Source organism: Enterobacter bugandensis, from assembly GCF_900324475.1.
Lineage (GTDB): Bacteria > Pseudomonadota > Gammaproteobacteria > Enterobacterales > Enterobacteriaceae > Enterobacter > Enterobacter bugandensis.
In genome coordinates this window covers 2,200,991-2,221,040 of record NZ_LT992502.1, presented here as the reverse complement: position 1 = coordinate 2,221,040, position 20,050 = coordinate 2,200,991, and the positions used below count along the sequence as shown (strand labels likewise).

Below are 20,050 nucleotides of genomic sequence, written 5' to 3'. Positions count from 1 at the left end.
TATCCACCAGACGGATGTAGCTATCCCTGGGAAAAAACACCCATTATTTTCAGACTTATTTCGTGCAGCTATGCGTGGCTTTTGTTAACTCAAATCGGGTAATTTTGCGGCAGCGTTTTTCTCTATTCCAATAAGCGGCATTAAATTATCAACCGCGGAAGCATAATTAATTGCCGAACTCCAGCCATCATACTCGGCGATTATTTTCGCCGACGTGGCCTGCCAGACATCCTGCTCAACGCTGAGCAAATCATTAATGCTCCGCTTGCTCAGGGTGTATTCATTTTTATAAACCTCGCGGGCCCGCAGCGCATTTTCCAGCTGCCGCTTCCCGGCCTCCATTCTTCCCCGTGCGCCGGTCCAGTCAGCTTGCGCGACGGAGGCCTTTTGCAGCACGTCGAAACGCGCCTGATCGACCTGAGAGGACGCCATCGCTCGTGCACCCTCAGCCTGACGCACGCGTGCGGATACCGCGCCGCCCTGATAAAGCGGTGCGTCAATATTGAGCTGGATCTGGTCGTCCCAGTATGAGCGGTTGTCCGATTCGTAACGCGTGCGTCCCCCCTTCAGGCTCAGGGTTGGCCAGTGCTGGGACTTCGCCGTTTCAACGCCATACTGGGCCGAACGTTCCATATTCTGCGCGGCCATTACCGCCGGTATTAACGAATAATCAATGCGGTTAAGCGAATCCGGCTCAACGGCGAGGTTTGCGGGGACCGGCGAATAATGATCTGCCTGCATTCCGGTTAATACCGCGAGCCTTGCGCGGGCGCTGTTCAATGCGGCGTTATACTGCGCCACCGTCGCCTGCATGCCGGCAATACGCGTGCGGGTCTGGAGTTCATCGGAGGTGGAACTCACGCCCGCATCGGCGCGCAGCTTGGCCAGCTGCTCCACGTTTTTCAGTGCCTGAACATTCTCTTTTGCCGCCTGTAGCAGGTCGGAATAACGTTTGACCTCCACGTAGCCGAGCGCCGTTTTTTCCGCCACGTCAGAAAGCGTGCTCATCAGCTGGTAGCGGTAGCTATCGCGCTGGGCGGAAGACTGGCTGATGCTGTTGTTGGTCTTGCCAAAATCGTATATCAGCTGGGTCAGGCTCACCCCCCAGGCCGCAGAGTTCTTCAGCGAACCGCTGGAATCGGTGGTCTGGCTATGCCCCGTACTCCCGTTCAACGCTATTTGCGGCATCCAGCCGCTGCGCGCCTCGTCTATTTGCGCCTGACCAATACCTAACTGCGCGGCCTGCTGGCTAATTGACGGATCGCGATCGATAGCGAAAAGAATACTTTCCTTTAAGGTCGTCGTTGCCATCGGGGCAATACCTACCGCGCCACTATTGGCATAAGCCGTATTTAGGGCTAATGAAATTAACGCCAGCGTAGCTATAAATTGGCGTGAAACAGGCTTGCGTAATATCGTCATTTTATCTCCCTGACTCTGAGTGATACTCAAGCAATTACCCAAAAAGAGGTACAGATAATTAGACAAATATCTTATTTAACTTCCTCGCTAAATTTCAGGTAAAGCTCCCCATACCCATTTCCGATGGAGATGAGATCCGCCTTTGTCTTATTAAATTTAAGAAATTACTTATTTCATAAGTTGATTTGCAGCATAACAAAATGTGGTATAGGCCACTACACCCACAATGTTAATGCAGTGTTACATATAAGAAAAAACATGGGGTTTCTGGACAAAACTCCGAAAATAGCCTTTCAGATGAAACATCAAAACACACTGTAATTTAAGGAAAATTCTTAATCTCCTCTGCGCACATTTTTGCGTTAATTTCTGAGCGGGTCAGACACAAAGATTTTCAAAGAAGTGTCAACTTAAGTAAGAGCCATCGATTTGTTGAAAAATAATTCTAATAAAAAACATAAATCAGACATTAAATGCTTTATTTTAATTACATATCAGCATATTCCACCAGTTAATGACAATGCGTTGGTTACATAACCCAAATCGTTGATTAAAACATAACATTAACACTGTGGTTAACATTCAGAACGGCTTAATGATATCCGCTTAATATAATTCCAATAATTAAACATCAACCTGGTTTACGATACTCCTTCCTTCTGCGTCAAAATGCTGTATTATGCGATTTATTGCGACATTTTGCAGGATTGCTGCCCATGCACAAAACCGCACGTCAACGCTATGTCCTTGATATTCTCAGTGAACAAGGTCAGGCCAGCATCACCGAGCTGGCAGAAAAGCTGCAGGTTTCGGCGGATACCGTTCGTCGGGATCTGACCGATCTGGAAAATCAGGGGCTTGCCCAGAAGAATCACGGCGGGGCTATTGCTCTGAATCTTTCGGCCATGAATCGTCAGGGCCGCAATACCCTGTTGCCGGAAACCAAGCAGCGTCTGGGGAAACAGGTTGCGCAGGCGGTTCCGCCGGGTTCCACCTTGTTTCTGGATGCCGGCAGTACGGTGATGGCCGTCGCTACTTTTCTGCAGGGACCTCACACCGTGATCACTACCTCGCTGGATATCGCCCAGCATTTTAGCGACCGGGAAGACATTGAGCTTATTCTGCTCGGTGGAAAATGGGACCCGAAGCAGCGCCTGTTTGCCGGCAGCGCCACGTTGTCCCTGCTGTCACGCTATCGGGCCGATATCGCCATTCTCGGTGCGTGCGCCCTTCATGCCGAACTCGGTCTGAGTGCCGGTAAAGAAGCGGATGCCGAGGTGAAACGCGCGATGCTCGCCGCAAGCCATGCGCACTGGATTGTTGCCGATCACCTGAAAGTTAACCGCTGCGAGCCGTATCTGGTCTCCGGGCTCACCGATATTCATCAACTCTTTTTAGATCGTCCCTGGCCTGAGCTTGGGGACCCTGGCGCATTACGGGTCACGGTGTGCGCGCAATAACGTGGAGAAGGTCATGAGTAAAGTTCAAACAATCAACATTGCGCTGATCGGGTACGGTTTTGTCGGTAAAACCTTCCATGCCCCGCTGATCCAGTCCGTGGACGGGCTCAAGCTGGCGGTGGTCTCTTCCCGTGATGAAGAGAAAGTGAAGCGCGATCTTCCGGATGTGCTGGTGGTAGCCACGCCCGAAGAAGCCATTCAACATCCTGATGTCGACCTGGTGGTCATTGCCTCCCCTAACGCCACCCACGCGCCGCTGGCGACGCTGGCCCTGAACTCGGGAAAACACGTGGTCGTGGATAAGCCTTTCACTCTGGATATGCAGGAAGCCCGGGACCTGATTGCCCTGGCGGATGAAAAGCAGCTTCTGCTCTCGGTTTTCCACAACCGCCGCTGGGACAGCGATTTCCTCGGCATTAAGCAGATTATTGAGCAAGGCACGGTTGGCAAGGTTAAACATCTGGAGTCGCATATTGACCGCTTCCGCCCGGAAGTGCGCGTGCGCTGGCGCGAGCAGAACGGTCCCGGCAGCGGCCTGTGGTTTGACCTGGGCCCTCACCTGATCGACCAGACGCTTCAGCTGTTTGGCCTGCCAGAGTCTGTTCAGGGAAATATCGCCACGCTGCGCGACGGCGCAGAGGTTAACGACTGGGCGCACGTGGTCCTCAATTACCCGGCTCATAAGGTGGTTCTGCACGCCAGCATGCTGGTGGCTGGCGGTACGGCGCGCTTTACCGTTCACGGGGACAAAGGCAGCGTGGTGAAAGCCAGAATCGATCAGCAGGAAGCGCAGCTGCTGGCTGGCGTAATCCCCGGCAGCGACGCCTGGGGCGAAGACGACGACAGCATGGTGTTCTTCGGAGTTGATGGTGAACCCCAAACGATTGCCACGCCAAAGGGCGATCAGCGGCAGTACTACATCAACGTGCGGGATGCGATGCTCGGGAAGATCGCCAATCCCGTTCATCCTGTCGAGGCGTTAGCGGTCATGGCTGTTCTGGAAGCGGCGGTGAAATCGTCAGAGACGGGGTCAACGCAGACGCTGGCGTTAACTGATGAAGAGCGTGTTCTTCTGGGTTAAAAAACAAGCCGGGTGGCGCTGCGCCGCCCGGCAAGAGTTAAAGACTACTGACGCTTATTCGGCATCATGCGCAAAAGAGTATTATCTTTCCAGAAATAGTGGTGCATCAGCGCCGCAAAGGCGTGCAGACCAATCACGAAATAGCCCAGGTTTGCCAGCGTAACGTGCCACTCCTTCAGCACATCCACCAGGTCAAAATTCCCCTCCGCCGCGTGAGGCATCGTCAGACCAAAGGCGAACCAGTCGTTTCCACGGTTATACATCATTACAATGCCAATCAGCGGCAGCGCAATAAACAGCAGATAGACGATCAGATGCCCAAGGTGGGACATACCGGTAATCATCGCTTTAGGTTTAGGTTGAATGGGCGGTGCGGGAAACTTCAGGCGGATCAGCAATCTCGCCACCATCAGCACCAGAACCGAGATGCCGCAGGAGACGTGGATCATGTTAATAAGCGGTCGGTCGGAACGCGGGAAAAAGCCCCTGAATTCCATCGCGCAGTAAGCGACGACGATTAACAAAAACACCAGCCAGTGAATCGTGATTTGCAGGCTTGTATATTTAGTGCGCATGGGATTTCCTGAAATAAAACAGTCACCGCGCCAACATAATCTCCTTTCCTTAAAAATTCATTAACTTTTCTGTATGGTTTTTCAAATACTTCCCCTCGCATGAAGCATCTTCAATTGCTGCCCTGCCCGTGATGGTCTAAGCCTGGATGAGTTCAAACTGTCGTATCGACACGTTCACAGGAGAACACCATGAGTAAAATTGGCATTAACGGATTTGGACGCATTGGACGCCTTGTGCTGCGCCGCCTTCTTGAAACCCAGGACAGTAATACCGTCGTCGCCATCAACGACCTCACCTCCCCGAAAGTCCTGGCCTACCTGCTCAGGCATGATTCCAACTACGGTGGCTTCCCCTGGAGCGTGGACTTCACCGAGGATGCGCTGATTGTCGACGGTAAAACCATCGCGGTGTACGCCGAAAAAGAGGCAAAGCACATTCCGTGGAAAGCCGCGGGCGTGGATATCGTCGTGGAGTGCACCGGCTTTTATACCTCAGAAGAAAAATCGCGGGCGCACCTGGACGCCGGTGCGAAGAAAGTGCTGATTTCGGCGCCCGCGGGTGAGATGAAGACCATCGTCTATAGCGTGAATGACGATACCATTGACGCCAGTGATACCATTATTTCCGTCGCGTCCTGCACCACCAACTGCCTCGCCCCGCTGGCAAAAGCCCTGAACGACGCGTTTGAAATTAAAGTGGGCACCATGACCACCATTCATGCCTATACCGGCACCCAGGCGCTGGTGGATGGCCCACGCGGGAAAGATTTGCGCGCCTCGCGGGCGGCGGCAGAAAATATTATTCCGAATACCACCGGTGCGGCGAAAGCCATCGGCCTGGTGATCCCCGCGCTCAGCGGCAAACTAAAGGGTCACGCCCAGCGCGTGCCGGTGAAAACCGGATCGGTAACCGAGCTGGTAGCGATTCTGGGTAAAAAAGTGACGGTCGAGGAGATCAACGCCGCGCTGAAAAAGGCGACCCAGGGGAATAAATCGTTCGGGTATACCGATGACGAGATTGTGTCGTCAGATGTGATTGGCTCGCACTATGGTTCGGTGTTTGACGCCACGCAGACGGAGGTGTCAGAAGCGGGAGATCTGCAGCTGGTGAAAGCCGTTGCCTGGTATGACAATGAGTATGGGTTTGTGACGCAGCTGGTGCGGACGCTGGATAAGTTTGCGGCGCTATGATTTTCCCCGCACCCTAACCCTCTCCCCAATGGGGCGAGGGGATTGTTCCGTGCTCAGATGATTTTACGCGCCACCTTCAGGACTGGGTCCTGTTGAAGCTGTCTCCATGCGGCGGTGACGGTTTCAGGGAATTCAACGTGGGCGATAAAATCCCGCCCGGCCGGGCCATAGCCGTTAACGTCATCATACAGGCGCGGCAGTTCCCCCATAACCAGTGAAAGATAACGGTCAACGGGCCACAGCCCGGCATTGCCCCCACTAAACTCCACGCCCTCTGTGCCGTTTTGCAGCACTGGCGTAAACCCGGGATGGCTGATCCACTGCGGTGATGCGGGTTCATCGCGGCACACGCGGGCAAACGTCGCCATCGTGCGGCGCTGCATCGTTGGGTCCTGCACCACCAGCACGCGCCCGCTTGTCCGCTGACGCTCTTTCAGCATGTTCCAGCTAAAGCGCGCGTTTTCACCGCAGTTGGTGGAGCGATCTTCAACCCACAGGCGCGCCTCGGGGATCTGCCAGAACGCCCGCGCAACGTCGGCAAGAATGCTCGCTTCGGCCCGCCCTTCGACTTGTAAGGTGTGATAACGCGGATGATTGCCGATAGCTGAATATAAAAACGCGGTTGAATGACCAATACCGCCGCTAATCAGGAGCGGGATTTCTCGCTGAGCGGCAATACGGCAGGCTGCCTCAATGGTCGGGATCACCGCGTTCCCTGCCAGAATTACCGCATCGACGTCCGGGTGCAGGCGGCTGCCGCTCAGGTCGTCCTGCGCCAGCCATTCACCGACAGTATTAATGGCCGCCAGCGTGGCATCCGGCAGGATGGGAAAATGGGTCTGTTCCATGATGAACTCCTTCTCGCTATCCCTTCAGGGTAGCGACTTCAGGTTCTCAACACAACGGCGACATCGGGCCGCTCTTTTTCCTTAAATTTCTTTCGTACATTTGATTAACATGCGCAAATCATATTCACTTGAATTATCATTTGCGGCAGACGTAGAATCGCTAGCCCGCTAATTATTCAATCATTTCTAAGGTAATGACGTTATGCGCCTGCCCGAACGCGACCCTTATGCTCCTCGCGAGTGGCAGCCCCATGAGAAACCCGCCCTGCTGGGTTCGCCTTCCACCCCCGAGCACAGTACGCCAAAACGCGTCGCCTATGGCGTCGTTGGGCTGCTGGTTTGCCTGACGGGGGCACTGGGCAATGCGGTGGTCACCGCCAACCTGCAAAACCTGCAGGGAACCTTCGGGGCCTGGTCGACCGAAATCGCCTGGCTGCCCGCAGTCTATGTGATGACCAACATCTCCATTAACCTGCTGCTGGTCAAATTTCGTCAACAGTACGGCCTGCGCGCCTTTACGGAAGGTTTTCTGGTGCTCTACGTGCTGGTCACCTTTTTCCACCTGTTCGTTAACGACCTCAGCTCCGCGCTGATGGTACGCGCCGCGCACGGGATGGTGGCCGCCGCGCTCAGCTCGCTGGGGATTTACTACCAAATCCAGGCCTGGCCTGCGAAGCATCGCCTGAAGGCGCTTACCATCGGGATCACCGGATCGTCGCTCGCTATTCCGCTGGCGCGTCTGTTTTCCACTGAGCTTCTCCAGCTGGACGAGTGGCGCGGGCTCTATTTCTTTGAACTGGGGCTGGCGCTGATCTCCCTGGCCTGCGTAATCGCCTTAAAACTGCCGCCGGGTGACCGACGCAAGGTCTTCGAGAAGAAAGACTTTGTCACCTTCTTTTTACTGGCTCCCGGAATGGCCCTGCTCTGCGCCGTGCTCTCTTTAGGCCGTCTGGACTGGTGGTTCGAGGCGCCGTGGATCGGCTGGTCGCTGGCGCTATCGCTGGTGCTGATTGTTTCCGCCATCGTGTTTGAACATAACCGCGCCAACCCACTGCTGAACACCCGCTGGCTGTCGAGCGGCAGCATCGTTCGCCTGGGGCTGATCATGCTGCTGATCCGCATCGTGCTGGCGGAGCAAAATACCGGCGTCATCGGCTGGCTGCAGTACGTGGGGTTACAGAATGAGCAGATGACCCATCTGGCGTGGTCCATTTTCGCCGGGATCGTCTGCGGGATCGTCACCAGCTGCCTCACCATCAAGCCCACAAAGCTGGCGTGGCCGATTATCACCTCTCTGGCGCTGATGATTGTTGCCTCGCTGCTGGACAGCCAGTCCAATAATCTGACCCGCCCGGATCAGCTGATGGTCAGCCAGTTCCTGCTGGGCTTCGGCAGCGCCTTCTTCCTGGCGCCCGCCATGCTGGCCGCCATTGGCGGGGTAATTGCCGACCCGCGTAACCTGGTCAGCTTTTCGGTCATGTTTGGCATGAGCCAGAACCTCGGCGGCCTGCTGGGATCGGCGATTCTCGGCACCTTCCAGACCTGGCGCGAGAAATACCACTCCAGCCTGCTGGCGGATCAGCTCACCACGCTTAACCCGCTGGTCAACGAGCGGATTCAGCTTTATACCCAGATGTATAAAAGCCTGATTGGCGACAGTACGCTGCTGGGAACGCAGGCCATTACCCAGCTACAGACGGTGACCACCCTTGAGGCAAATATTCTGGCCTATAACGATACTTATCTGCTGACGGCAAGCATCGCTGCCGCCACGCTGGTCTGGATTTTATGGCGCTTGCTGCGCCTGCGCATTACTGCCCGTATGGCGCTGAAGAACGCCACCGGCAACAAATAATTGTAATATTTCTGGAGAGTTTATGAGTCAGCAGGATGCCGCCAAAGAGCAGGCCAACACCCGCAAAAATGTGCGCATTGTTTCCGTTTTCACCGCCGCTGCCATCGGTATTGTCGGCGTGCTGGTCATTCTTTACGCCTGGCAGCTGCCGCCGTTTACCCGCCACGCGCAGTTTACCGACAACGCCTACGTGCGCGGCCAGACGACGTTCATTAGCCCCCAGGTTAACGGCTATATCACCGAGGTGAAGGTTCAGGACTTTGTGCAGGTTAAAAAAGGCGATCTGCTGTTGCAGATCGATGACCGCATCTATCGTCAGCGCGTGCATCAGGCCGAGGCGCAGCTGGCGATGAAAATTGCCGCGCTGAATAACAACCTGCAGCAGCGGAAAAGCGCCGAAGCGACCATTGCCAAAAATGAAGCCGCGCTGAAAAATGCCCGCGCCCAGAGCCTGAAAACCCAGGCGGATTTAAAGCGCGTGAAGGATCTGACGGCGGATGGGTCGCTTTCCATTCGCGAGCGCGATGCCGCGCTGGCCAGTGCGGCTCAGGGCAGCGCGGATATCGACCAGGCGAAAGCCACGCTTGAGATGTCGCGTCAGGATCTGCAGACGGTGATTGTGAACCGCGGCGCGCTGGAGGCAGATGTTGAAAACGCCAAAGCGGCGCTGGAGCTGGCGCAGATTGACCTGCAAAACACCCGCATTATCGCCCCGCGGGACGGCCAGCTCGGCCAGATTGCCGTGCGTCTCGGCGCGTACGTGACTGCCGGAACGCACCTCACTACGCTGGTACCGCCGCAGCACTGGGTGATTGCCAACATCAAAGAGACCCAGCTGGCGGAGCTGCGCGTCGGTCAGCCGGTGAAGTTTACCGTCGATGCCTTAAACAACAAAGCGTATCAGGGCCGCGTAGAGAGCATCTCGCCGGCGACCGGGGTTGAATTCAGCGCTATCACGCCGGACAACGCCACCGGCAACTTTGTCAAAATCGCCCAGCGTATTCCGGTGCGCATTGAGGTGCTCGGTAAGCCTGAAGAGTCTGCGCTGCTGCGTCCGGGTATGTCGGTACAGGTGACGATTGATACGCGGGAGGCGAAGCCATGATCCTTCGCCCGATAGCCGCGCTGGTGGGGGCGCTCATGCTGGCCGGATGCCAGTCCGTTGACGTCAAGCCGGCGCAGCCGACCCTGCAAATTCCGGCTCAATGGCGCGCCGTCTCAGGGCCAACCAGCCCGACGGAACAGCTCTGGTGGCGCAATTTTCATGACAACAACCTCAACCGCTATGTGGACCAGGCGCTAAAAAATAACAGCGATGTGCTGATTGCCCGCGAGCGGATAAACGAATATCAGGCGCGGGTCTTTGCCGCCGACGGCAGCCTGTTTCCTTCGCTCGACGCGGGCGTAACCGGGACGCGCGCCCGTTCTCAATCCGCCGCCACTGGGCTTCCGGTTTACAGCACGCTGTACAGAGGCAGCCTGACGGCGAGCTATGACGTTGATATCTGGGGCGTCAACCGCAGCGTGGCCAATGCCGCCGAAGCCTCGCTGGAGGCGCAAAAAGCCGCCGCCGCGGCTGCGGATCTCACCGTCGCCTCGTCCGTTGCCTCCGGGTACGTCACCCTGCTCTCGCTTGATGAACAGCTGCGCGTGACCGAATCCACGCTGAAATCGCGCGAAGAGGCGTTTAATCTTGCCAAACGCCAGCTTGAGACGGGCTACAGTTCGCGCCTGGAGCTGATGCAGTCGGATTCCGAGCTTCGCTCAACGCGAGCGCAGGTGCCCGTGCTGCGGCATCAGATTGCGCAGCAGGAGAATGCCCTGAGCCTGCTGCTGGGAAGCAATCCCGGTGCGGTAGCGCGTAGCGAAAGCTTTGCGGCGCTGACGCCGCTCACGCTGCCGTCACAGCTGCCCTCCACGCTCCTGAATCGTCGGCCAGATATCGTGCAGGCCGAGCGACAGCTGGTCGCGGCTGACGCCTCGCTTGCCGCGTCACGCGCCAGCCTGCTGCCGTCGATCAACCTGACCGCAACCGGATCGATCCAGGATCGCACCCTTTCCGGCCTGCTGGACAACCCGCTCCAGCTCTGGAGCGCAGGCGGCAGCATTCTCGCCCCGCTGCTGAACCGCCAGGCGCTGAACGCGCAGGTGGATATTTCCCAGTCCCAGCGTAACCAGGCGCTGTATGCGTATGAAAAAACCGTGCGTAACGCGTTTGCCGAAGTGAACAACAGCCTTGATGCCATTACGCGCTATCAGGAACAGCTGACGGAGCTGCTTGCCCAGCAGGATGTGGCCCGGGAGACGCTGCGCATTGCGCAGAACCGCTATCGCAACGGTTATTCATCCTATCTTGACGTGCTGGACGCGCAGCGCACGCTGTACTCGGTCCAGACCAGCGTGGTGCAGGTCAAAAATAACCTGCTGCTGGCGCAGATTGATTTGTATAAAGCACTGGGCGGAGGATGGGTCAGTGCCTGAAAACCTGCCCGGTGGCGCTTTGCTTACCGGACCTGCATTTCGCACCCGTAGGCCGGGTAAGGCGTAGCCGCCACCCGGCAATCCCTCTTAAGGAGTCAATCTATGCAACAACAATGGTCTGCAGTAGATAATTACATGATTTCTTCGCTTATCCCTGAGGATGAGGTTCTACAGAAGGTTCTTGAGAACAATAAACGCGCCGGGCTACCCGAACACGATGTTGCGGCCAATCAGGGACAGCTGCTGGCGCTGTTCGTGCGCATGACGCAGGCAAGACGCATTCTTGAGATCGGTACGCTGGGTGCCTATAGCTCTATCTGGATGGCGCGCGCCCTGCCGCCGGACGGAAAGCTGATTACGCTCGAGGCGGACCCAACGCATGCCGATGTTGCCCGCCAGAATATTCGCCTCGCGGGGCTGAACGATCGTATTGAATTAATTGAAGGCCCGGCACTGAACTCGCTGGAGAATTTCGGTGACGTTCCACCGTTCGACCTGATCTTTATTGATGCCGATAAGCCAAACAATCCCGGCTATCTGGAGTGGGCGCTGCACTATTCCCGTCCCGGCACGGTGATCATCGGCGATAACGTGGTCCGCGACGGCGAGGTCATTAACGGGCAAAGCGACGACGCGCGCGTGCTGGGCGTGCGGCGTTTTATCGAGATGACGGGGGATAACCCGCGCTTAACCGCCACCGCGCTGCAAACGGTGGGGGTTAAGGGATGGGATGGGTTTACGCTGGCGATTGTGAATGGGTGAAGGCATCAGCCCGACCCTCTCCCTGTGGGAGAGGGAGAAAACCGGGCAAGGACGTTAAGCGGAAATCTGCTCCATCGCCTGCAATATACGTTTATCCGAAATCGGATACGGCGTACCGAGCTGCTGAGCAAAGAAGCTGACGCGCAGCTCCTCGATCATCCAGCGGATCTCCTGCACATCTTCATCGTCGCGGCGCGCCGGCGGCAGCTTGTTTAACCACTGCTGCCACGCCTGCTGCACGCTTTCGACCTTCAGCATCTGCGCGCGATCGCGGTGCGGATCGATCGACATTTTCTCCAGCCGTTTTTCAATCGCCTGCAGATAGCGCAGCGTATCGCCCAGACGCTTAAAGCCGTTGCCGGTGACAAAGCCGCGGTACACCAGTCCCGCCATCTGCGCCTTCACGTCCGACAGCCCCAGCGCCATGGTCATATCCACGCGCCCCTTCAGGCGCTTGTTGATGTTGAACACGGCGGTGAGGATCTGCTCGACCTGTTTGGCAATCTCCACCACGGTGTCGTTCAGCTCGGCGCGCACCTTGTCATGCAGCTTCGCAAAACCTTCTTCCGTCCAGACCGGGCCGCCCGCCTCGTGGATCAGCTTGTCCACGCCGCAGGAGATGCAGTCGTCAATCAGATCCAGCACTTTGCCGTACGGGTTAAAGTAGAGCCCCAGCTTGGCTTTGTTCGGCAGCTTCTCGTGCAGATACTTGATCGGCGACGGGATGTTGAGCAGCAGCAGGCGGCGCAGCCCGCGCCACATCATCTGCTGCTGTTCCTGCGGGTTATCAAAAAGTTTGATCGCCACGCTGTCACGTTCGTCCACCAGCGCCGGCCAGGCTTTGACCTTATAGTTGCCGCGCTTCTGCTCGTAGCTTTCCGGAAGCTGGCCAAAGCTCCAGATATGCAGCCCGCTCTGCTCGATGCCGTCGTCCGCCACCGCAGAAAGCGTCTCCTGAACTTTTCCTTTCAGCGCCTCTTTCAGCTCGCTGAGAGAACGCCCTTCCAGCAGCTTTTTGTTTTTATCATCCACCACGCGGAAGCTGATTTTCAGGTGATCGGGCACCTGATCCCAGTTCCAGTCTTCGCGGTCGATAGTGGTGCCGGTCATGCGGCGGAACTCACGCTCCAGCGCGTCCAGCAGCGGCAGTTCCAGCGGCGTGACGCGGCCCAGAAACGCTTCCGCATAGTTTGGTGCTGGCACAAAATTGCGCCGCACCGGTTTCGGCAGGGATTTGATCAGCGCAATCACCAGCTCGCGGCGCAGGCCGGGAATTTGCCACTCAAACCCGCTCTCGTCGACCTGGTTTAACAGCGGCAGCGGAATGTGGACGGTTACGCCGTCCGCGTCGGTGCCCGGTTCAAACTGGTAGGTCAGACGCAGCTTGAGGTTGCCCTGATGCCAGAAGTTCGGGTAGTCGAGCTTGCTGACCGACTCCGCCCCCTCTTTAATCAGCATGCTCTTTTCGAAGTTGAGCAGGTCCGGCGTCGCTTTGCTGGCCTTCTTCCACCAGCTGTCAAAGTGGCGGGCGGAGATAACATCATGGCTGATGCGCTGGTCGTAAAACTCAAACAGCGCCTCATCGTCCACCAGAATGTCGCGGCGTCGGGACTTGTGCTCAAGCTCTTCCACCTCGGCGCGCAGCTTCAGGTTTTCACGGAAGAACGCGTGGCGCGTCTGCCAGTCCCCCTCCACCAGCGCGTGGCGGATAAACAGCTCGCGGCTGAGCGCCGGATCGATCTGGCTGTAGTTGACCTTACGCGCGGCGACCACCGGCAGGCCGTAAACGGTCACTTTTTCGGTCGCCATCACCGCGCCCTGCGCGCGCTCCCAGTGCGGCTCGCTGTACGAGCGTTTCAGCAGGTGCTGAGCCACCGGCTCAACCCATTCCGGGTCGATGCGCGCGGCAATGCGCCCCCACAGGCGGCTGGTTTCCACAAGCTCCGCGACCATGGTCCACTTCGGCGGCTTCTTGAACAAGCCGGAACCCGGGAAGATGGAGAAACGCGCGTTACGCGCGCCGGTATATTCCTGCTTATCCGCATCCTTCATCCCGATATGGGACAGCAGGCCAGTCAGCAGCGCGATATGAATTTCGCGGTACTCCGCCGGTTCACTGTTCACCGGAATGCCCAGCTCTTTCACCACCTGGCGCAGCTGGGTGTAGATATCCTGCCATTCACGCACGCGCAGATAATTAAGGAAATCCACGCGGCACTGGCGGCGGAACTGGTTCGAGGAGAGCGCTTTCTGCTGCTCGCCGAGGTAGTTCCACAGGTTCACAAAGGCGAGGAAATCGGACTCTTTGTCGTGGAAGCGACGGTGCTTTTCGTCCGACGCCTGCTGTTTGTCCATCGGACGCTCGCGCGGGTCCTGAATGGAGAGCGCCGAGGTGATGATCATCGCCTCGCGCACGCAACCGTGCTTTTGCGCTTCCAGCACCATGCGCGCCAGGCGCGGGTCGACCGGCAGCTGGCTGAGCTGGCGGCCCAGCGGCGTCAGCTTATAGACCGTTGCCTGCTCGTCGGTGGTAATCGCTCCGAGCTCTTCCAGCAGACGCACGCCGTCCTGAATGTTGCGCTTATCCGGCGCTTCGACAAACGGAAACGCCGCGATGTCGCCCAGCCCCAGGGCCGTCATCTGCAGGATTACGGACGCCAGGTTGGTGCGCAGAATTTCCGGGTCGGTAAACTCCGGGCGCGACAGGAAATCGTCTTCGGAATAAAGACGAATACAGATCCCTTCCGACACGCGGCCGCAGCGGCCCTTACGCTGGTTAGCAGACGCCTGGGAGACCGGCTCAATCGGCAGGCGCTGAACCTTGGTGCGGTAGCTGTAGCGGCTGATGCGCGCCGTGCCCGGGTCGATCACGTATTTAATCCCCGGTACGGTCAGCGAGGTCTCCGCCACGTTGGTCGCCAGCACGATGCGGCGTCCGCTGTGTGGCTGGAAGACGCGGTTCTGTTCGCTGTTGGACAGGCGGGCATACAGCGGCAGGATCTCGGTGTGGCGCAGGTCGCGCTTGCTGAGCGCATCGGCAGTATAGCGAATTTCGCGCTCGCCGCTCATGAAGATCAGGATGTCGCCCGCGCTCTCGTTGCCCAGCTCGTCAACGGCGTCGAAGATGGCCTGCAGCTGATCGCGCTCGGTATCGTCCGCCTCTTCCACAATCGGGCGATAGCGCACTTCCACCGGATAGGTGCGGCCCGACACTTCAATAATCGGCGCATTGTTGAAGTGTTTTGAGAAACGCTCCGGGTCGATGGTCGCGGAGGTGATGATGATTTTCAGATCAGGGCGACGTGGCAGCAACTCTTTAAGATAGCCAAGCAGGAAGTCAATGTTCAGGCTGCGCTCGTGCGCTTCGTCAATGATGATGGTGTCGTACTGCATCAGCAGGCGGTCCTGCTGTATTTCCGCCAGCAGGATACCGTCCGTCATCAGCTTGACCATGGTGTTGTCGCTGACGTGGTCGCTGAATCGCACCTTGTAGCCGATGCAGCCGCCCGGCTCCGTCTGCAGCTCTTCGGCAATACGGTTCGCCACGGTGCGCGCCGCCAGACGACGCGGCTGGGTGTGGCCAATCAGCCCCTTCACCCCGCGGCCCAGCTCCATGCAGATTTTCGGCAACTGGGTGGTTTTGCCTGAACCGGTTTCCCCCGCGACAATCACCACCTGATGATCGCGGACGGCCTCAAGGATGTCCTGTTTCTTCTGGCTGACGGGCAGGTTTTCCGGGTAGGTGATCGCCGGACGCGCGGCTTCGCGCAGCACAACCTTCCCTGCCGCCTGTTCAATCTCTTTGGCCATCTCCTGGTAAATGGCCTGTTGTGCATCAGGATTTTTAACCTTCTTCACGCCGTGCAGACGGCGGGCGAAGCGCTGTTTATCGCGCAGCGTCAGAGAATCGAGCTGTTGCAGGAGCATCGGGAAGGTGAATTTTTGTTGTTCTGTCATAGCGTTAACGGGCAGTGCTCTGCCGGATAAAATCTCTTTTTAATGATTGCTATAGAGTACCACATTGACGCTTTTAGCGCCTTATTCAAAAAATTCGAACATAGACTTCGATATATTGCGCTATCTCTGTGGCAGGATTGTGAATAAAGTGTCAACAAGCAACGGGGCACCCCCCTTCAATCAAATGCAACAACAGGAATCACCCATGAGCAAAGTATTAGTTTTGAAATCCAGTATTCTGGCAGGGTACTCTCAGTCTGGTCAGCTGTCTGATTACTTCGTTGAACAGTGGCGTGAACAGCATTCTGCAGACGAAATCACCGTGCGTGACCTGGCAGCAAACCCCATTCCTGTCCTGGACGGCGAGCTGGTTGGCGCGCTGCGCCCAAGCGATGCGCCACTGTCCCCGCGTCAGCAGGAAGCCCTGGCCCTGTCCGACGAGCTGATTGCTGAGCTGCAGGCGCACGACGTTATCGTCATCAACGCCCCAATGTACAACTTCAACATTCCTACCCAGCTGAAGAACTACTTCGACCTGGTGGCGCGCGCTGGCGTAACCTTCCGCTACACCGAGAACGGCCCGGAAGGTCTGGTAAAAGGCAAGCGTGCGATCGTCCTGACCAGCCGTGGCGGTATCCATAAAGATACCCCAACTGACCTGGTTGCGCCGTACCTGAGCCTGTTCCTGGGCTTCATCGGCATTACCGACGTGAACTTTGTGTTCGCGGAAGGTATCGCTTACGGTCCGGAAGTGGCGACCAAAGCACAGTCCGACGCGAAAGCCGCCATCGACAGCCTGGTAGCCGCGTAAGATTTCCCCCTCTCACCGCCCGGTGGGAGGGTTTTTCTTTTCCCCGCATTTCGCTATCATCCGCTTCCACTCTCCAGCCGGACGGCCTGATGTCTGCGATTATCGATTCTTTTATTGCCCCACCGTGTCACGACGACATTGAGATCCTCTGGCAGGATGAACATCTGCTGCTGATTAATAAGCCTTCTGGCCTGCTCAGCCTCTCGGGCAAAAACCCGCAAAACCTCGATTCTGTCCATTATCGTCTGGTCCAGACGTTCCCCGGCTGCACGCTGGTGCACCGTCTGGATTTCGGCACGTCCGGGCTGATGGTGGTTGCGCGCAATAAGGCCATCAATGCGGCGCTTTGCCAGCAGTTCAGCCAGCGCAGCGTGGAGAAAGTCTACAGCGCCCTGCTTTATGGACATCTGGGAAACGACGAGGGAATAATAGACGCGCCCATTGCCAAAGACCCGGCGCTGTTCCCGCTGATGTCGATCTGCGCCATCAACGGTAAACCCGCCCGTTCCCGCTATCGGGTGGTGGAACGTTTTTATCGGGGAACAGGAGTGCCGTTAACGCGGGTGGAACTGACGCCGGAAACCGGGCGAACCCACCAGCTGCGCATCCACTGCCAACAGCTGGGGCACCCTATTCTGGGCTGCGATCTGTATGGCGGTCTTGACGCGCCGGGGGCTAAGGAAACGCCCCGGCTGATGCTGCATGCCAGCGAGCTGAATTTTATTCATCCCGTGAGCGGAGAGCCGGTTAACGCCCGCCACGCCGCCCTGTTTTGAACGCGGTTTACCACATCAAATCGTCAGGAATTTTGAAGTCCGCGTACGGATCGTCTTCGTCGTGCTCTTCCTGACTGAGCGCGCTGTTTAACACGATGCTGTCGGCATCGCGCTGGGCAATTTTATCAGCCACCACCGCCGGAATGATCGCGTATTCACAATCGCCGTTTGCATTGAGCACCAGGCGCGCAATGGCCAGACGGCCGTTGATCAGCTGGGTTTGCGTCTGCTTGTCGACCTCAATTTTTTTGATCAGATTACCGTCGGTGAAGTTAAAGGTGATGTTACCCTTCGCCACGGTGATGCGGTTCATCTCGATCAGCTGCTTCACCTGCGCTTTAAACTCTTTAGCGAGTACGGCCTGCTTCTGCTGCTCGCTCAGCAGCTTGTCTCGCTCGATCTGCGCCTTCTTGTTCTCTTCTACCGCTTCCCGAGCCTCACGTGCCTGAACGCGTGATTTCTTTGCCGTGCGCTGCACTTTCGCCGCTTTCTTGCTGCTGACCAGGCCCGCTTTCAGCATCTGCTCTTGTAAGGTGAGTTTTGTCATGATCGTTTCTAAACCGGTTGGAAATTTTGGGGATTATAGCGGGAATTGAGTAAAGAGTGCGACATTAGGAGAATCGTAGGCCGTGTAAGCGCAGCGCCACCCGGCAAGAAAGGCAGCAACACCGCGAGCATTACACTTCATGAACTTCGCTCATGTTGCATTGAAATTAAGTCACTTCCCCTACGCCGCGGGCTCAGGCATAAATTATGCATTAGTAACTTCTTAGCAACATGAACTTAGGATGCATAACCACAATGAGCAAAGCTTTCACATATACCCTTAAGCGCAGTTGCTTCGATGAGAATTACAACCCGTCAGAAAATACGCGTACAACCACCAACTTTGCCAACCTGGCGCGTGGGGAAAAACGTCAGGAAAACCTGCGCAATACGCTGGTGATGATCAACAACCGCTTTAACGCCCTGGCGCGTTGGGATAACCCGACCGCCGATCGCTACGCGGTTGAGCTTGAAATCATCTCTGTCGATTTGAACATTGGCGCGGAAAAGCCGTTCCCGGCCATCGAGATTTTGCAGACGTATATTGTCGACAAAAAAAATAACCAGCGTATCGCAGGCATTGTCGGGAATAACTTCTCCTCTTACGTGCGGGATTATGATTTCAGCGTCCTGCTGCTGGAGCACAACAAGAACCAGCAGCACTTCAGTATTCCGGAAAAGTTTGGCGAACTGCACGGCAATATTTTCCGCCATTTTGTGAACTCGCCGGAATACAAAGAGAACTTCAGAAAGGGCCCGGTGATCTGCCTGAGCGTCTCGAGCAAAGACACCTATCGCCGCACCGGTAACCAGCACCCTGTTCTGGGTATTGAGTACGCGCCGGATGGCGAATCGTTAACGGAACTGTACTTCGCCAAAATGGGCCTGAAGGTCCGCTACTTCATGCCTGAGAACAGCGTGGCGCCTTTCGCGTTCTTCTTTACCGGAGACTTGCTGAGCGATTACACCGATCTGGAACTGATCGGCACCATCAGCACGATGGAAACGTTCCAGAAAATCTATCGCCCGGAAATTTATAACGCGAACTCGGCGGCGGGACTGTTTTATCGCCCGGACCTGAACCAGCAGGATCATTCATTAACCAAAATTGTTTATGACCGCGAAGAGCGAAGCCGGTTGGCGATTGAACAGGGTCGATTTACCGAAGAATATTTCATTAAGCCTTATAAACACATTCTCGAGCAGTGGTCTGATAACTACACGCTTTAATTCATCAAAAAAGGTCTTTTATTATGAAAACATTGCTCCCGACGTCTACGGCTGGCAGCCTGCCTAAGCCGACCTGGCTTGCGCAACCTGAAACGCTCTGGTCTCCGTGGAAATTGCAGGATCAGGAATTACTGGCAGGTAAACAGGATGCACTGCGCCTGTCCCTTGACGAGCAGATCCGTGCGGGAATCGATATTGTCAGCGACGGGGAACAGACCCGTCAGCACTTCGTCACCACCTTTATTGAACACCTGAGCGGCGTCGATTTTGAAAATCGCCAAACCGTGCGCATTCGTAACCGCTACGACGCCAGCGTGCCGACCGTGGTTTCTGCCGTTGCGCGTCAGAAGCCGGTATTCGTGGACGATGCAAAATACCTGCGCCAGCTCACGGACAAGCCGATCAAATGGGCCCTGCCTGGGCCAATGACCATGATCGACACCCTTTACGACGCGCATTATAAAAGCCGCGAAAAGCTGGCCTGGGAATTCGCCAAAATCCTCAACCAGGAGGCGCGCGAATTAGAAGCCGCGGGCGTGGATATTATCCAGTTCGACGAGCCGGCGTTTAACGTCTTTTTTGATGAGGTCAACGACTGGGGTATCGCCGCACTCGAGCGCGCCATTGAGGGTCTGAAATGCGAAACCGCGGTACACATCTGCTACGGCTACGGCATCAAGGCCAATACCGACTGGAAAAAGACGCTCGGCTCAGAATGGCGCCAGTATGAAGAGGCCTTCCCTAAGCTGCAAACCTCTAACATCGACATCATTTCCCTGGAGTGCCACAACTCCCGCGTACCGATGGATCTGCTGGAGCTGATTCGCGGTAAAAAGGTGATGGTTGGGGCGATTGACGTGGCAACCAACACCGTCGAAACGCCAGAAGAGGTCGCCGACACCCTGCGTAAAGCGCTGCAGTTCGTCGACGCCGACAAGCTTTACCCCTCAACCAACTGCGGCATGGCTCCCCTCTCCCGTCAGGTGGCTAACGGTAAGCTGAAAGCGCTCAGCGCCGGCGCAGAAATTATCCGCAAGGAGCTCGGCGCGTAATTG

General features: G+C 56.6%; 16 protein-coding genes. 11 read left to right on the top strand and 5 right to left on the bottom strand.

Annotation, left to right across the window (positions count from 1 at the left end; all coding sequences use genetic code 11):
- Window positions 1–84: 84 nt before the first annotated feature.
- Window positions 85–1,422, bottom strand: coding sequence for a TolC family outer membrane protein (locus DG357_RS10910; protein WP_041910078.1), 1,338 nt, complete (start codon window positions 1,420–1,422; stop codon window positions 85–87).
- Between the two features lie 716 nt (window positions 1,423–2,138).
- Between DG357_RS10910 and DG357_RS10905 the strand changes: the two genes are divergently transcribed.
- Complete coding sequence (locus DG357_RS10905) at window positions 2,139–2,882, top strand: DeoR/GlpR family DNA-binding transcription regulator (RefSeq protein WP_028013082.1); 744 nt, start codon at window positions 2,139–2,141, stop codon at window positions 2,880–2,882.
- Window positions 2,883–2,895: 13 nt separating this feature from the next.
- Window positions 2,896–3,963 carry an oxidoreductase gene (locus DG357_RS10900; protein ID WP_088205407.1) on the top strand — a complete coding sequence of 356 codons (1,068 nt, stop codon included), beginning with the start codon at window positions 2,896–2,898 and terminating at the stop codon, window positions 3,961–3,963.
- Window positions 3,964–4,007: 44 nt separating this feature from the next.
- Here the strand turns inward: DG357_RS10900 and cybB are convergent, their stop codons facing one another.
- Complete coding sequence (gene cybB / locus DG357_RS10895; protein ID WP_088205406.1) at window positions 4,008–4,538, bottom strand: cytochrome b561; 531 nt, start codon at window positions 4,536–4,538, stop codon at window positions 4,008–4,010.
- Between the two features lie 189 nt (window positions 4,539–4,727).
- Between cybB and gap the strand changes: the two genes are divergently transcribed.
- Window positions 4,728–5,729: a type I glyceraldehyde-3-phosphate dehydrogenase gene (gap, locus tag DG357_RS10890; protein WP_088205405.1), complete on the top strand. Its 1,002-nt coding sequence runs from the start codon at window positions 4,728–4,730 to the stop codon at window positions 5,727–5,729.
- A gap of 53 nt (window positions 5,730–5,782) precedes the next feature.
- On the opposite strand, the gene DG357_RS10885 is transcribed toward gap, so the two are convergent.
- Window positions 5,783–6,577 carry a YdcF family protein gene (locus DG357_RS10885; RefSeq protein WP_088205404.1) on the bottom strand — a complete coding sequence of 265 codons (795 nt, stop codon included), beginning with the start codon at window positions 6,575–6,577 and terminating at the stop codon, window positions 5,783–5,785.
- A gap of 202 nt (window positions 6,578–6,779) precedes the next feature.
- On the opposite strand from DG357_RS10885, the gene DG357_RS10880 reads away from it, so the two are divergent.
- The 4 genes from DG357_RS10880 (at window position 6,780) to DG357_RS10865 (ending at window position 11,675) form a co-directional block, all read left to right on the top strand.
- The gene (locus DG357_RS10880) at window positions 6,780–8,432 is read left to right on the top strand and encodes an MFS transporter (RefSeq protein ID WP_048959898.1); all 1,653 of its coding nucleotides are present in this window, start codon (window positions 6,780–6,782) and stop codon (window positions 8,430–8,432) included.
- A gap of 22 nt (window positions 8,433–8,454) precedes the next feature.
- Window positions 8,455–9,537 (top strand): HlyD family secretion protein, encoded by a 1,083-nt coding sequence (locus tag DG357_RS10875; RefSeq protein ID WP_047368507.1) that lies wholly within the window; start codon window positions 8,455–8,457, stop codon window positions 9,535–9,537.
- Window positions 9,534–10,913, top strand: coding sequence for an efflux transporter outer membrane subunit (locus DG357_RS10870; RefSeq protein WP_088205403.1), 1,380 nt, complete (start codon window positions 9,534–9,536; stop codon window positions 10,911–10,913). The genes DG357_RS10875 and DG357_RS10870 overlap by 4 nt, the downstream gene beginning before the upstream one ends.
- A 102-nt stretch (window positions 10,914–11,015) precedes the next feature.
- On the top strand, window positions 11,016–11,675 hold the full coding sequence (locus DG357_RS10865; protein WP_047368505.1) for an O-methyltransferase: 660 nt from the start codon (window positions 11,016–11,018) through the stop codon (window positions 11,673–11,675).
- Window positions 11,676–11,729: 54 nt separating this feature from the next.
- Here DG357_RS10865 and hrpA read toward each other — a convergent pair whose 3' ends face one another.
- Entirely contained in the window at window positions 11,730–15,632 is a 3,903-nt protein-coding gene (gene hrpA / locus DG357_RS10860; RefSeq protein ID WP_088205402.1) for an ATP-dependent RNA helicase HrpA, read from the bottom strand.
- 205 nt (window positions 15,633–15,837) lie between these two features.
- Between hrpA and azoR the strand changes: the two genes are divergently transcribed.
- Both azoR and DG357_RS10850 read left to right on the top strand, forming a co-directional pair.
- Window positions 15,838–16,443: an FMN-dependent NADH-azoreductase gene (gene azoR, locus DG357_RS10855; protein ID WP_048998492.1), complete on the top strand. Its 606-nt coding sequence runs from the start codon at window positions 15,838–15,840 to the stop codon at window positions 16,441–16,443.
- Window positions 16,444–16,532: 89 nt separating this feature from the next.
- Window positions 16,533–17,219 carry an RluA family pseudouridine synthase gene (locus DG357_RS10850; protein ID WP_088205401.1) on the top strand — a complete coding sequence of 229 codons (687 nt, stop codon included), beginning with the start codon at window positions 16,533–16,535 and terminating at the stop codon, window positions 17,217–17,219.
- A gap of 7 nt (window positions 17,220–17,226) precedes the next feature.
- On the opposite strand, the gene DG357_RS10845 is transcribed toward DG357_RS10850, so the two are convergent.
- Entirely contained in the window at window positions 17,227–17,766 is a 540-nt protein-coding gene (locus tag DG357_RS10845; protein ID WP_088205400.1) for a DUF2058 domain-containing protein, read from the bottom strand.
- Between the two features lie 254 nt (window positions 17,767–18,020).
- Between DG357_RS10845 and DG357_RS10840 the strand changes: the two genes are divergently transcribed.
- Both DG357_RS10840 and DG357_RS10835 read left to right on the top strand, forming a co-directional pair.
- Window positions 18,021–18,995 (top strand): DUF1852 domain-containing protein, encoded by a 975-nt coding sequence (locus tag DG357_RS10840; RefSeq protein WP_048956426.1) that lies wholly within the window; start codon window positions 18,021–18,023, stop codon window positions 18,993–18,995.
- 23 nt (window positions 18,996–19,018) lie between these two features.
- Window positions 19,019–20,047: a methionine synthase gene (locus DG357_RS10835; protein WP_041910105.1), complete on the top strand. Its 1,029-nt coding sequence runs from the start codon at window positions 19,019–19,021 to the stop codon at window positions 20,045–20,047.
- Window positions 20,048–20,050 lie beyond the last annotated feature (3 nt).